The organism is Burkholderia sp. M6-3 (assembly GCF_050858985.1).
In the GTDB taxonomy this organism is placed as follows: domain Bacteria; phylum Pseudomonadota; class Gammaproteobacteria; order Burkholderiales; family Burkholderiaceae; genus Paraburkholderia; species Paraburkholderia caledonica.
Map to the genome: position 1 here is coordinate 490367 of NZ_CP110092.1, position 13367 is coordinate 503733.

Genomic DNA, 13367 nt, shown 5'->3' on the forward strand with positions numbered 1-13367 from the left:
ACCGTGGCCAAACTTTTTCCTGAGCGTCTGCGCGGTCTGATGCTGGGTGTCTGCCTGCTGATCCTGGCACTCGCCGCGCCCCCTGCCTTTGCAGACGACAACATGACTCTTCCGGACGGATCGACGATGTCGACCGGTTCCCCAGATACGGGATCGTCGACGAGCGCGAAGCCCCTGACAAGCGCCGACGGCGATTTTGGCAAGGGATCGACCGACGCTGTCAGCCAGATTCAGGGCCTGCTTGGAGGCATCATTCCCGCTGCTGTGGCGGCGAGCGCAAGCGTGATGGACGAAGCGAACAAGTTTGCGTGGGGGCTGGGCGTCATCTCGCTTGTCCTCGTGGGCGTCCGTTTTTCTGGAACGCATCATCCGATTTCGGCATGGGTCAACCTGTTCGAAGAGGTGGCGGTGCTGGGCATCTTCGTCGCGCTGTACCTGGGCTATTCCACGTCAGCAGCCGGGTTCTGGACGTGGTTCGAGCAGCTCGCGACGCACATATCGGGCGGGTCCAGTAACAGCATTCCGACGCAGATGGCGACCCTGGCTGGCACGATGTTCGATACCGTGAAAACCCGCTTCATCAGCATCAAGCTCCTTACGGATCTGACCGGGACCGTGGTCGATGCTATCGGACTCTTCCTGGCTTTCGTCGTCATACTGATCGCCTCGATCGTCTTTGCCTATTTCAGCGCAGTCGGCCAGATTCAGGCGGCAGTGGGGATCGTTCTCGGGCCGATCGCGATTGCGCTTGGATTTTCGAGCTACACACGAAACTACTTCATGAAATGGCTCGACTGGATGATCCATTCTGGCATGTACATTGTCATGGTCGCGGTTTTGATCAAGCTGCTCGGTTCCAATATCTCGACCGCGGTCCAAAGGGCGACGAATGCCAGCGGCGCAACGGCGACCGGCGCGTACGCATTCGATCTTGCCGTTTTCATTCTGCTGCTGTCGTTTGAAATTCCGAAGCTCGCTGGTATGTTTGGCAGTGGCGCTGGCGCGACCGGTACCGGTGCGCTCAAGCTCGCCCGGAGCTTCATTCCATGACCACCTCCCATCGCCCGGCTGTCGTGAACGACTTGCTGAATACCCACGCGAAGCGGATCGAGCTCGTACGGCAGTGCGCCAACGAGAGCACGGAAGCCGAGTTCGAGCGGAAATGGCTTTCGGTCCTGCGCCGGTGCGCCGCGTGGTTTTCGTCCATGCCGCTTACGCCGGAGCTGCACGCGGAGCCGGGTGGCGCTTTCCGCGCGACCATCGAATCGACCTTCTACGCGATGCGCCTCGCGGGCGGGCAAAAGTTCGCAGCCGACATGACGTCGGACAAACGCCGCAAGCTGGAGCCGCAATACATCTATGCGGTTTTCCTTGCTGCAGCCTGTTCGTCGCTCGACGAGCCATGCAGGCACTTCGAGTTTGTGCGGGTTGCCGACCGCACGCCATGGAGCCCGGCGGCACATGGCGCTTTCGGCAACTGGATCGGCGAGGGCGACTACCTCGTGCAGCGCCGCGCTGCGCCGCTCAAGGGCGAGCGCATGCGTACGGCAATGTTCGCGCAGACCGTTATCACGCCCGAACTGCTGTCGGGGCTTGATAACGCCGTGCTGGCCGATCTCTTCGGCGCCATCAATCCGGAAAAGAGTCCGCAGGGCTTCGAAGCATTGGTGCACAAGGTGGTGCGCCAGGCGATGGATGTCTCGGTCGAGTTTGAGCGAAAAGCGCAGCGCGGGGTCTTCGCCCCTGTGAAGTTTGATGTGCCGTCAGCAGTGCACGTAGCGCTGGAGCTTCAGCCGCAGGTCGCGCCTGTTGCGGCGCCACTCGAACAGGCAGGCACAGCGGTCGCGACTTCCGCGGCGGCGACGACGTTAGCCAGTTTGACCGACGCTCCGCCGACAGCACTACCGCCAGCACCCGCCGCTACGGCTCCTGGCGCGGTAGCGGACGGTCCGCAGTTTTCCCAGTCGTTGCTCGATGCATTGGAGCGCAGTGAAGCCCAGACCGCCAGCGCGGCCGCCACTGGGCCCGTTGAACAGGTGGTCACCCCCACAGCTGCGGTTGACCCCTCGCAGATCTCCGGGGGGATTCCCTCAGCTTCGCGTCAAACGCGCGCGGGACCCACGGAGGAGGAGCTAACGGAAATTCTGGGTCCGGGGTCCGCGATGCTGCGGGAGTTCTTCCGCGCGCTCGCGGGCGACGTTGCAACAGGGAGAGCCAAGGTGACGTGGGAAGAAAAGGGACTGGCCGTGCAGAAGCGTCTGATCGGAGGCTACGGAATAACGAGTGACACCCTTGTTGAGCAGCTAAGGAAGCGCACGCTTCTTTTGCGCGCGGCCGGCAACGACATATGCATCGTCGAACGTGCTGGCCGCCTGATTATGGAGCGGCCCGCATGAACTACATAAACCATTTCCGGCCAATCTACGAATTTCGGCCGCTGATCGTCTGGCCGGTCGCAATCGCGGGCATCTTCGCATCGGGCATGCCCTATGGATGGGCGTTCGCGCTCGCATGTTTCGCGATGCTCGCGGTTCGTGCGGTTCAGGTGTGGCGGGCGCTCAGTTTTCGGATGGCGATCTCAACGAAGTGGCTTAGCAAGATTCACATTGGCAAGCTGCTGGAGTTGCAGCGCAAGATGCGCGAGCGTGAGGACTCGATGTATCTGGGGACGGGCTTCGAATGGACCCAGAAGCACACACAGATCGCGCATGACATCCTTCGCATGCCCGTGACGGACATCCCGTCGTTGCCGAAGTGGCTGAACAAGACGGAACTCGGAAGGAAGACCGAAGCGCGCATTGAGCGGCTTTTCGCGCCGCGCGACAGCATCCGTGATCGCATGCCGCAGGGCTCGTCGTGGATTCATGGCATGGAGCCGAAAAAGGTCCGCGTGCCGTTCCACTACAAGGCGATGGGCGGACACACGCTCGTTGGCGGCACGACCGGCGCGGGCAAGACCCGCACGTATGAGGTGATTTCGACGCAGGTCATCCACAACCCGAAAGACGTTCTGATCATCGTCGACCCTAAAAACGACGACGACTGGAAGAAACGCGTTGAGAAAGAGTGCGCACGCGCTGGTCGCAAGTTCCTGTACTTCAATCAGGCCAAGCCGCACGAGTCTATCCGTCTCAATCCGCTTGAGAACTGGTCCCAGCCGTCAGAAATCCCGTCGCGCATCGCGCAGTTGATGGAAGAGGGGCCGTTCCGCGACTTCGCGTTCCTTTTCATTGACCGTGCGGTGAAGGGGGAGCTGTACGTGGGTGACAAGCCTAATCTGCGCTCGATCCTGAAATACGCGCAGTCTGGCATCGGTACTCTGCTGGATCGCTCGCTGCGCCGCTTCTTCCTCGAAAACGGACTGGCGAACTGGGAGGAGTTGACGGTCGCGCAGACGGTCAAGGACTCGGTTCGAAAGAACGACGTTTCGCTCGTCGACGGAATGGCCAAGCTCTACATGGACCGGTTCGCTTCGCACGACCGCGGGCACGAAACCATCGACGGGCTGATCGCGACGCACACCCACGACCGCGAGCACTACATGCGGATCATCGCGTCGGCGCTCCCGCTGCTACAGATGCTTGCCACCGGTGAGACGGGGCTGATGCTGGCGCCGAAGGCCGACGACTTCGACGACGAGCGCGAGATCTGGGACATCGACAAGATCATCAAACAAAAGGCCGTGCTGTACATGGGCCTCGACTCGCTATCGAACAACATTGTCCAGAAAGCGATTGCCTCAATGGCTCTCTCCGACGTCGCGGCGGTCTGCGGCTCAATCTACAACTTCTACGCAGAAAAGCCTGATGTCGTTCTGATCATTGACGAGATTGCGGAAGCGATCAACGAACAGGTGATCCAGATCCTGAACAAGGGGCGGGGCGCCGGGTTCAAGGCGTTTGTCGCGTTCCAGGCGCGTGCCGACCTTGAAGCCAAACTCGGAAACGCTGCCAAAATGCTGCAGGTTTTGGGCAACCTGAACAACCAGGTCATCCTTAGACTCGAAGATAGCGATACCGCCAAGTGGTTCTCGGACAAGGTGGGGGAGACAGCGATTCGGGTGGTGAACATTTCGAACAGCACGAACACCACGACCGAGTCTCATGCGATGGAATTCAGTGGATCGCAGTCACGCACGCTTCAGCTTGAGAAGGTGCCACTGATTCCGATGCCGCTCATTCATCGTTTGCCGAACCTGCAGTATTTCATGCGCATCTCGGGCGGTGCCGTCTACCAGGGCCGAATTCCTATTATTGAAGGCTGAACTACACAATATGTCCGCTGTTTTCAAAAACATCATTCGCGATCACAAGCTCTCGCACAAGCTTATCCCCATTTTCAACGTCGCGCCGGATCTGGAGCTTGCATGCTCGCGGGTTGCCGATTTCGTGGGGGAGCGCTTCGTTGGAGACAAAGGGCCGCTCGCGGCAGAAATGATCGAGTCTGCACTCGCCTCATTCAAGCGGGCAAAGCGTACAGGCGATCAGCATGTGGCTTTCATACAGGGGCTGTTTGAGCCGGCCAAATCGCTCTATGCGCGCCGCTACGTGGCTCGCCGGGGCGACAAGGTCAGCGTCTGGTCGCCGATGCTGGAGCCGATTCCCGCGTTCGAGGAACGCCATCACAACAGCGAGCTGGAGGTAGTGGATGAGCGGTGCCCGGAGCACATCACCGAACGCACCGCAGCTTTCCAACTGGCGTCGCGCGTGCTGCAAGGCGAGGCGTTCCGCCGTTACTTCGAGGAATACGATGTCGCTCACCGCTACGATAATAGCGAAGTTGTGCCGGGTTGATTACGACGTGGCGCGACGCGCGCTCGACACGGCGGACGCGTTCGACGAGCCCGATGCGACGCCGCCGGAAGAGTTCACATGGGGCGCGGGCGCACGGTGTTACGCCTTGGCGTCCATTGCAGTGAATCGCCCGCAGCTTTTCTGGGGTGGGTTGCTGGCGATCGCTGCTATTCCGCTTCTCGCCATCGTGAGGCTCGTTCATGGCTAGCCGTTTTGGATCGCACCTGAAAGTCTGGTTTGTTCTCGTGCCCATCCTGTCGATCGCCGTGATGCCCGCGATCCCGGACCGCAAGCTGTTTGAAGTGCCGGACGTTGAGACCGAGTCGCTTGTCGCGTCGGTCGGGCAGGAAAGGGCAGATGCAGCGGTGCGCTCGGCGAACGAGCTGTTCAAGCGTTCGTTCGTCGACAACGGTCTGCTGCATCGAACGCTGGCCGCGTCGGGCAACGTCGGCGGACTGAACGACGGCGGGATGTCAACTTTCGCGCACACGTGGACAGAAAACTTCTGGCTACTCGCGTACCGTGCGATGTTCCGTGCGATGGTGATGAAGATGTGGATCGTGGGCACGCTGTGTTTCGCGCTCGGCATGTTTATCGACGGCACGGCACGTAGAAAAATCAAGGCGGCCGCTGCCGGCTTTGTCAGCCCGCTTTCTTTCCATCTCGCAGGTCATGGCCTGCTGATTGTGACCGGCACGCTGTTTGGCGTGCTGCTCGCGCCAGTTCCGGTGCTTGCAGGATACTGGCTTGCCGTTGCCGCCCTGCTCGGCGCACTGCTCTGGAAAGCGGCTGAGTCGTTCCAGTCGGCCCGATAGTTCACCCCAAAGCAGGTGGGAACTCCCGCCTGCCTTCCCTTCCGCTCGGTCCGTCTTCTTCGTTCCTCGTGTGTTCCCGGCTCGCGCTCGCAAGCCGTAGCCCTTGTTTGCCCGTCGATCGCGGGCGGAAGCGCGAGCTCACCCATAAAGGCATCCGAAATAGCGCGTGTTTCTGGCGCTCCGGGTCCGGTGACGCCGCAACAATTGCGTTGTGGGGACGCGATGCGCGCGCCCGATTACCAACGATGAAATGACACAGGTCCACCAAGGAGAAACGGGCATGAGCACCACTGTGGTAGATACCGAACTGGAAAACACGCTTGCCGCAGATGCGCAGGCGGCAACTGCGACCGCCCACGCTGAAGCATTGCAGGCTGGCGGTGAGGGCGGCCCTGACGTCGCCGCCGAGGGCGAGCGCGAAATTGAGAGCGAGTTGACGCAGATGGCGGCGGACGCGGACCGCCTGCAGAAGGAAGGTGTCATTTCGCCCGACGACGCGAACATGAAGCGAGCCGAGGTCGAGAAGACCCGCAAGCTGTTCCGCGACCTCCCGGCCAGCGAGCGTATCGCCATCATCAGGCGCCGCCGTGAACTCGGCCGACAGCTGATGGAGCGTCAGCTTTCCGGTGCCGCAGTCGTGCCGGCGCAGGTCCGCCTGAACCACACACGCCTGAAGCCGCTGTTCGAGCAATGGTGGCCGTACCTTAACCGCATGAGCGTGAACATGCAGCGTTTCGGCGACTCGACATTCGGTGAGGGTGACAAGAACGCGGTCAACAACTTCTTTGAAAAGCAGATCAAGTCGATCGAAGAATACGTGGAAGAGTCGTTGCGCGTGGCCGTGGGCTTTCGCGAGAAGAAGGAGGCCGAGCTTCGCGAGGGCGGCGAGTTTGTGTTTGAGCCGTCGATCCCGATGCCGGCGTTGGACATGACCGTCGAGGTGTATTCGCGGTTCTCGATGCGCGTTCTGTCGGCGATCATGAAGTTCGACAAGGTGATGGATCAGTTCGATTTCATGGTCTGGAACGGCATTCGTGACCAGTCTGACGTCGATGACGAAACGGTGCACTTTCTGAAGAAGGTGAACCCGCTGGGCGTTCGCGGTTACATGACGCACCTGCGCCTGATGACCACGGTCCGCGGCCTGTAAGGGGGTGTCATGCTGGACGAACTCAATCCGCAGCAGCGGGAAGTCGCCCAGTTGCGCCAGAACTGCGTGGCGATTGCATGCCCCGGCGCGGGCAAGACGAAGACAATCGCCACCAAGGCCGCGCTACTCCTGCAGGAAGGGGCGGCGGTCGTTGGCGCGGTGACATTCTCGAAAGATGCAGCGCTCGAGCTGCGTGAACGGATACTGACGGTGGCAGGCAAGGCGGTGAAAAAGCGCCTGATTGCAGGCACTTTCCATTCACTCGCGTACAAGCAGCTTCAGCGTCCGGGCGGCCGCTCGCCCGACATTGCAAGCGATGGCGACAGACTGGGACTGCTGATCCGCGTCATGCAGGACCTTGGGCTTGAAGGAAAGGCCGAGGACGTCATCCCGACGATCGAGAAGATCAAGACGAATTTCGGCCGGTGCGACGTCAACAGCGCCGACGGCCAGTTGTATAGCGCCTATCAGGAAGCGCTGGCGCGCAACGGCAAGATCGATTTCCAGGACATGCTGCGGCTTGCGGTTGAGGGCATGCAGAACGGCACCATCCTGCCGTACCCCTTCACCTACTTGCTTGTCGACGAGTTTCAGGACACGGACCCGCTGCAATACCGCTGGATCGAGCTTCACGCGAAGGCAGGCTCGGTCGTGACAGTCGTGGGTGACGACGATCAGAGCATCTACGCTTTCCGCGAGGCGCTCGGCTACCGCGGTATGGAAGCCTTCATCAAGGAATTCGAGGCAAAGCCGGTCGTGCTCGGCAGCAACTATCGATGCCGCGCTGAGATCCTCGCGGCGGCCGACCGGGTAATCCGCAACAATCCGGATCGCATCCCGAAAGTGCTCCGGGCGGAGAAGGGCGCGGGCGGCCGCGTTGAAGCGTCCCGCCACGCCGACGAGTATCTCGAAGCGGAAGCTGCCATCGAGGCGCTGGCGCCACTGCTACGAACTGGGAAGACCTGCGCGGTCCTCGCTCGCACCAACCGCATCCTCGATCCGCTGGAGGCAGTCTGTCGCTCCTACGGCGTCAAGTATCACCGCGCGTCGGGCGCATCGGTCCTCAATCGCCCCGAGGGCGCTTTGCTGTGCAATCTTCTGGAGATCATTGAAGGCGTGAAGGCGACGGGGCTTGATTCCGTGCTGGCGCATTCGGGCCTGCATGCGGACCATCTCCGAGCGCTGCACGCGAGCATGGGCGCGGAACTCGTTCAGAAGCCGCGGGCGGAGCTCGTTGAACTCGGCATGCTGGAAGACGTAGCGACGAACTACCGCGAATTCATGAAGCGGCTCGCCGAGTGGCGCGGGCTGTGCGACCGGAAGTTCTATTCGCTGGTGCTTTCAGGTGTGAACGAGTGGATGCTCAAGTACACGAAAAAGGAAAACGGCGTCCGCACCATTCAGGCGACCTATGACGTGCTCTCGCGTCTGAGCGGCACCTTCGCCGAGCGGCTGCTGTTCTTGCGGCAGGACAACAACGAGCCCGCACCTGACGCTCTTGTGCTCACGACAATGCACAGTTCCAAGGGACTTGAGTGGGACCACGTCTGGATCGCGCGATCCGAGGACACCATCGTCCCCGACCCGAAATCAACGGAGCCCGAAGAGCGGCGACTGTTCTACGTCGCGATGACCCGCGCTCGAGAGACGCTCATGGTTTCCGGTACCTCAAAAAACTTTGCCTCGCGATTCGTCGCTGAGGCCCAAATCGAGCGGCCCGCGCAAGCTGCCTGAACGCGGACAAGCGTTCCGCGCGCTAGCAGGCCGTAATTCCACCGTGGCCACGCCACCGTTTTCCGAAGAAAGAGAAACAGCACAATGATCAAAAAGCTCGCTACTCCCGCTGCCCTGTCAGTCGCCGTTCTGCTCGCAGCGTGCGGCTCCCCGAAAGACGCCAACAACGGCAATTTCGAAAAGGCAGTTAATGCTCATTTCGCGAGGGAGTGCATCCCGGTTCAGCCGTTCGTGATGGGGGCCGAGAACCGGCAGTATCCGCTCGTGGTGGCGCTGCAGCCGAAGTCCACGATCGCGGGCCTTCAGGCAGGCGTGGATCAGGCCAACGCGAATGCTACAAGTCAGCTGGACGTGCTGGCACACGCGGGGTTGCTGACCGTCGCCGATGGAACCATGGAGAAGCAGGGCTGGCTAGGCGGCAAGTTCACAGCACCAACGAAAACGTACTCGCTGACTGACGCCGGGAAAAAAGCGCTGGTTAGCGCGGACGAACTGACGATGTGCGCTGGTCACTACAAGGTCGACGAGGTGGCGCGCTTCTCCGAACCCAGTAGTGCGCTTGGGCACACCATTTCCGAGGTGTCGTTCACGTTCAGTCCGGTCGACGTGCCGGCATGGGCGAAAGACGACGCCGTCCAGAAAGCTTATCGGCTCAACTCGCGACTGGCGGAGCATGCCAAAGGAACGCGGACCCTCGTTCTGGCAAGTGACGGCTGGATTGACTCGGCTGACTTCAGCAAGTAGGTCCGCAGCGGCCGCCGTGCGGCGCGCCGAGTTCAAAAGAAAAAGGTCCGCGCGAGGCGGGTCGAATCCATGATGGAAGACAGCCGAAAAAAAGGGAGCCGCTCGGGCTCCCTTTTTACGTCCTGGCGAGGCTGATTACATCGTCTCGGGATGCAGGCTGAGCACGAGGCGGTAGTGTGGATCGTTCATCGGCACTTCGACGGTCTGGGCGCCGGTGAACTGTACCGCAAGGTCATTGGCACTGTAGCCATGAACATCGACAACTTCGGAAGTACACGAGGCGGTGCCGGCCTTGTGCTTTCCGTCGAGCACTGTGTCGATCGCCGAAACAGAAAGCCTCACGTTGTCGAGGTCAATCGCCACCGGCTTGATAAGCAGGGAACGGCCGACAAAAACGCTCGATGCAGTCAGCTTCGTCTGCTGCGGCGTCACCGTGCACGTCGCATAGCCTACCTCCTGTCCGCTGCGGTGAAGGTAGGTAGAGACCCCGCTCGCGTCGGCGATAACGTGTCGGCCGCTATCGATCACCTTCCCATCCTTGTACCAGGTGACCTCCAGCGTCTGCGCCCACGGTGCGGCGTGGGCACCGGCGATAAGGCTTGTAGCCAATGCGCTCGCGAAAAGCGTCTTGATCGCGAATTTCATGCTGTCCTCCGTTGTTCGTTTCAGTTGTTGCCCGTCAGGCCGGTGAGGCATGCGAAGCAGGAATCAGTGCAGCGATGTGTTGCTCAAAAAAATCGGCGGAGAGCGCAAATCGGCTCAGGTGCGGCGTGCCGTCTGGCATTGCCTGCCGGTTGATAAAGCGGCCGTCATCTAGCATGCAAAAGCAGACGCCATCGAAGGCCGCTTCCTGGGCTGCCGATGCCCAGTCACAGGTGCTGTAGATCACCTCCAGTTCTAAAGGAATCGTCACAACGGAGCGCTTGTTCCGGCCGCGCGTCTGCGAGGCAGAACGTTGGCGAGCGTTATCGCGAACCAGCTGCTGATCGCAACACAGAACATACTGATGGTCGTATTGCGCACGACACGACGCTCGGAGCTTTCAACTTCTGATCGAATCTGAGCAAAGGTGGCACGCGCGCGGTCAATCTCCTCCTGGAGCGCTTCGGCCGAAGTCAGGCCGTGTCTTGTCAACAGCAGAGAGCCCTCCGCGGCGGGAAGGCTCCGGACGTCACCGCTAAGCTGTGACAGTCTCACCATCTCTACTTCAATCATGGACACTCGTGCCAGAGCGGAGCCGTTTTGCAGATAGGCTTCGACCATGTTAATCACCGTGAAGGGCATGGCGATCGAAACGGCTATAGCGGTCCACCTGATTGCATCGTTTAGTTTCATTTAGTCACCTCTCTAGCGAGCGTTTGGACCTTGCGGCGATGTCCTGGCGGCAGAACAAAAAAATGTTCAGACGACGCGAGCCTTGATTGTCAGCAACAGCCCATTGAGCGGGATGGTCAAGGCCTGACCCTGCGACAGGGAGAAGGCGCCGCTGGAGGTGTCGATGGTCCCGGCGGGGCGCGCTTCCGAAATGACCGTTTTGTAGGTCGTGAAAATAGACCCGTCAGCTGCAACGGCCGGTGTAACAGACAACATGAAGCCGGAATGCAACTCGCCGACTGAGCAGCTAGCAGCGTCGCAGGCGCTGAGGTAGGGAAGCTCTTCCTCAGTTACCGTCGTGCCCTGTTGCCGGTCGTCAGTCAGGATCACGAGCGACTTCAGGATGTGGCCGTCCCTGGAGAGGGTCACCTGATAAAAGACCTGCACTGGGACATAGTGCCCGCCATCTTTCAGGGTGAGAGATTGCGTGCCTTGACCAGTTGCTGGGGCGTTCTTCGGGATCGATTCGGATATTCCTTGAGCAAAAGCACTGGTCGCAAAAGCGGTTAGCAGTAAGGCGATGGTCTTTTTCATTCTGTTTAAGTTGCGCGTGGAGGTGGATGACTTCCGGACGGTCAATGATCGCCGCCTGCGGGCCGACCCCAAACCCGCGAGCTATGCCTTTGCTCGCGATAGCTCAGTGACGTTCGAATCCGCCCGCTCGTAGGCGGCCTGCGCGGGCGTAGGCTCAACCGAGCGATCGTCGGGTTGGGAATTCTCGGGCTCGACTGTCAGCATGCGCGCAACGCGCTTGAGTGTGCCGTTGAGCGCCGCGCGCGGTCCGAGACGGATCGTGCCGCAGTACATGATGTCGCCGGAAACGTGGCCATTGATCTCAAGTGTGCCCCGCGCGTGGACGTTACCGTCGACGCGACCGTCGATGCGCACGTGGTCGCCCTGAACGTTGCCCTTGACGAGACCGCCGTCGCCAACGTGCAGCAGGCCTTGCGTTGAAATAATGCTACCGTCGAGCAGGCCGAAATAGCTGACGCCGTGATCGATGATCATGTCGCCGCTGATCGTGCAGCCGGCGGAAACCAGGGTGATCGAAAGTTCGTTTTTCATGTCGTGACCCTCCTAGAACATCTTCACTTCGGCAGACCCTGTGCGGCTGTCGGCCGGCGGTCTGACGTCTGGATTGGATTCCGCGCTCTCAGTGCCTGGACGCGAATTATGGTGGTGCGTGGCGTGCGCCGGTCTGACGGCTTTGGCAGGTTGCTGCGTAGCGGCGGCTGCGGTCGGCGCCTGCTGTGCAGGCTGAGTCGCCGTTGCCGTCTGATCTGCCGGAGCGGACGCCCGTGTCGTTGTCGCCGATGCCTGCGCAGGCTGCGCCATCGCGGCGGGCTTCGAAGCGACAGGAGGCTGGGCTGGCGCAACCTGCACCGGCAGCGCAGATTGTGGAGTCGAAGCCACCGCTTCGCGGCTCGGTCCAGCGCGATGGATCGGCGAAGCGGCTGCGCGCTGGACCTCGCTCGTCAGTGCGGGGGCAGTGGCGGGCGCCGCGGCTTGTGCGGCACGCGCTGGTGCCTTCAGGGAGTCGCGGAACTGGTCGGCGGTGAGACCAAGCGACCTCGCAGAGGCGAAGTCGCTTGCGCTGAGTGTGGGTGCAGCATTCACCGGACGAGCCGGCGTCGCGTCAACCTCCCTGTAGGCTGGGACTTCCGGGTTTCCTGCCCCTGGTATGACTGCGTCGCCCCTTGTGCTGGCTACGGCCGGGGTCGCCGCGGCAGCGGGGCGGTGCGCGCTCATGTTGGTGTAAAGCGATGCTGCGCCGATGCCAGCCATGGCGACCATCGCCGCAACGGCGAGCGCGATCGCGGCTTGCCGCGCGCGTGGCCCAACGCCTGCAAGGCGTGCATGCATAGCTCGCGACGGGTCGGCTTCGGAAACGTCGCCGGGTCCCGGTAATGCAGCGATCTGGCGGGGAAGGTCGATGACCATCGAATCCGGGGCGAACTGCGCGTGCAGTCGCTGGATCTCGCGAATGTCCATGAAGATGCCTTTTGTCGTTTGTCTGGAATCCAGCCTGCCCGAGGTCGCGCAATGTCAAGGGCAACGCTGATCTGGGGGCTCAAAGCCAGCGCGGTTCAGTGGGTGTCGTTGGAGTCGGGAAGCAGGACGCCTTCGGGGGCGTACCGGTCGTTGTCGGGCATGCACACTTGAGGAATCTGCTTGATGCGCGCCGCAGCAGCATCCAGCGCCGCCTGCCGGTCGTGAGCCATGACCGAGCGGGCAACGAGAGCTTCCATGGTCTTACGGAAAAGCTGGTCGTAGATCGTGAGCAGACGCACAAGGCGTCCCGACATCGGGTGCTTGATTTCCAGCGTCACACGCTCCGGCGAGAAAGGAGCGCTGCGACCGTGCAGGCGGTTCGCCCAGGTGAGCGCCTTGCGCAGAAACGCTTCTGCCGTATGGAATTCCGCTTCCAACGCGAGGAGCTTGCCGCCCCGCGCAACCGTCATTTTCGCCGCGCAGAAGTTGTAGTCTGAGCGGACGAAAGTGCGGGCAAAATCCGAATAATAGAACAACTCGGTTTTCGCCAGCGTCTCGGGATGGATGCGCGCAAGGCGGTCATCGCTGGTAAGGCGCTTGATCGGACGCAGTCCGCCCTGAACCGGTTCGGTCGCGGTGGAAGGGGAAATCAGCCGTTGTGGGTCAGCCGCCTCGGGCTGTTCCGTATCGAAGCCAGACATAACGTGTTCTCGGTGTATGTGTTCTCTCTCACATAAATTCTCACTGAACACCGCTCAGTCAAGC

Annotated in this window: 16 protein-coding genes; 9 read left to right on the forward strand and 7 right to left on the reverse strand. The window is 61.1% G+C overall.

All coding sequences use genetic code 11. The features are described from left to right. Positions 1 to 3: 3 nt before the first annotated feature. The 9 genes from OH764_RS34915 (at position 4) to OH764_RS34955 (ending at position 9236) form a co-directional block, all read left to right on the forward strand. Entirely contained in the window at positions 4 to 1050 is a 1047-nt protein-coding gene (locus OH764_RS34915; RefSeq protein ID WP_498851511.1) for a TrbL/VirB6 family protein, read from the forward strand. After that, a complete protein-coding gene (locus tag OH764_RS34920; protein ID WP_498851512.1) occupies positions 1047 to 2396 on the forward strand; it encodes a TraI domain-containing protein in 1350 nt (449 codons plus the stop codon). Before OH764_RS34915 ends, OH764_RS34920 begins: the two co-directional genes overlap by 4 nt. Continuing rightward, on the forward strand, positions 2393 to 4264 hold the full coding sequence (traD, locus tag OH764_RS34925; RefSeq protein WP_498851513.1) for a P-loop NTPase family protein: 1872 nt from the start codon (positions 2393 to 2395) through the stop codon (positions 4262 to 4264). Before OH764_RS34920 ends, traD begins: the two co-directional genes overlap by 4 nt. 10 nt (positions 4265 to 4274) lie before the next feature. Continuing rightward, positions 4275 to 4793: a hypothetical protein gene (locus tag OH764_RS34930; RefSeq protein WP_498851754.1), complete on the forward strand. Its 519-nt coding sequence runs from the start codon at positions 4275 to 4277 to the stop codon at positions 4791 to 4793. 7 nt (positions 4794 to 4800) lie between these two features. Continuing rightward, positions 4801 to 5001, forward strand: a complete 201-nt coding sequence (locus OH764_RS34935; protein WP_498851514.1) for a hypothetical protein — start codon at positions 4801 to 4803, stop codon at positions 4999 to 5001. Beyond that, positions 4994 to 5608: an IncC plasmid conjugative DNA transfer DtrJ family protein gene (locus tag OH764_RS34940; RefSeq protein ID WP_498851515.1), complete on the forward strand. Its 615-nt coding sequence runs from the start codon at positions 4994 to 4996 to the stop codon at positions 5606 to 5608. Before OH764_RS34935 ends, OH764_RS34940 begins: the two co-directional genes overlap by 8 nt. Before the next feature lie 280 nt (positions 5609 to 5888). Continuing rightward, positions 5889 to 6758: an ATPase gene (locus OH764_RS34945; protein ID WP_498851516.1), complete on the forward strand. Its 870-nt coding sequence runs from the start codon at positions 5889 to 5891 to the stop codon at positions 6756 to 6758. A 9-nt stretch (positions 6759 to 6767) separates the two neighbouring features. Next, positions 6768 to 8492, forward strand: a complete 1725-nt coding sequence (locus OH764_RS34950; protein ID WP_498851517.1) for an ATP-dependent helicase — start codon at positions 6768 to 6770, stop codon at positions 8490 to 8492. Positions 8493 to 8576: 84 nt separating this feature from the next. Next, positions 8577 to 9236 carry a hypothetical protein gene (locus OH764_RS34955; RefSeq protein ID WP_498851518.1) on the forward strand — a complete coding sequence of 220 codons (660 nt, stop codon included), beginning with the start codon at positions 8577 to 8579 and terminating at the stop codon, positions 9234 to 9236. A 135-nt stretch (positions 9237 to 9371) separates the two neighbouring features. On the opposite strand, the gene OH764_RS34960 is transcribed toward OH764_RS34955, so the two are convergent. The 7 genes from OH764_RS34960 to OH764_RS34990 form a co-directional block, all read right to left on the reverse strand. Further along, on the reverse strand, positions 9372 to 9881 hold the full coding sequence (locus OH764_RS34960; RefSeq protein WP_498851519.1) for a hypothetical protein: 510 nt from the start codon (positions 9879 to 9881) through the stop codon (positions 9372 to 9374). A gap of 34 nt (positions 9882 to 9915) precedes the next feature. After that, complete coding sequence (locus OH764_RS34965; protein ID WP_498851520.1) at positions 9916 to 10149, reverse strand: hypothetical protein; 234 nt, start codon at positions 10147 to 10149, stop codon at positions 9916 to 9918. Further along, positions 10146 to 10571, reverse strand: coding sequence for a hypothetical protein (locus tag OH764_RS34970; RefSeq protein ID WP_498851521.1), 426 nt, complete (start codon positions 10569 to 10571; stop codon positions 10146 to 10148). The genes OH764_RS34965 and OH764_RS34970 overlap by 4 nt, the downstream gene beginning before the upstream one ends. 66 nt (positions 10572 to 10637) lie before the next feature. Then, on the reverse strand, positions 10638 to 11144 hold the full coding sequence (locus tag OH764_RS34975) for a hypothetical protein (RefSeq protein ID WP_498851522.1): 507 nt from the start codon (positions 11142 to 11144) through the stop codon (positions 10638 to 10640). 81 nt (positions 11145 to 11225) lie between these two features. After that, positions 11226 to 11675 carry a bactofilin family protein gene (locus OH764_RS34980; RefSeq protein ID WP_498851523.1) on the reverse strand — a complete coding sequence of 150 codons (450 nt, stop codon included), beginning with the start codon at positions 11673 to 11675 and terminating at the stop codon, positions 11226 to 11228. Positions 11676 to 11687: 12 nt separating this feature from the next. Beyond that, positions 11688 to 12602 (reverse strand): hypothetical protein, encoded by a 915-nt coding sequence (locus OH764_RS34985; RefSeq protein WP_498851524.1) that lies wholly within the window; start codon positions 12600 to 12602, stop codon positions 11688 to 11690. 95 nt (positions 12603 to 12697) lie between these two features. Continuing rightward, positions 12698 to 13354, reverse strand: coding sequence for a DUF1845 domain-containing protein (locus tag OH764_RS34990; protein WP_498851525.1), 657 nt, complete (start codon positions 13352 to 13354; stop codon positions 12698 to 12700). Positions 13355 to 13367 lie beyond the last annotated feature (13 nt).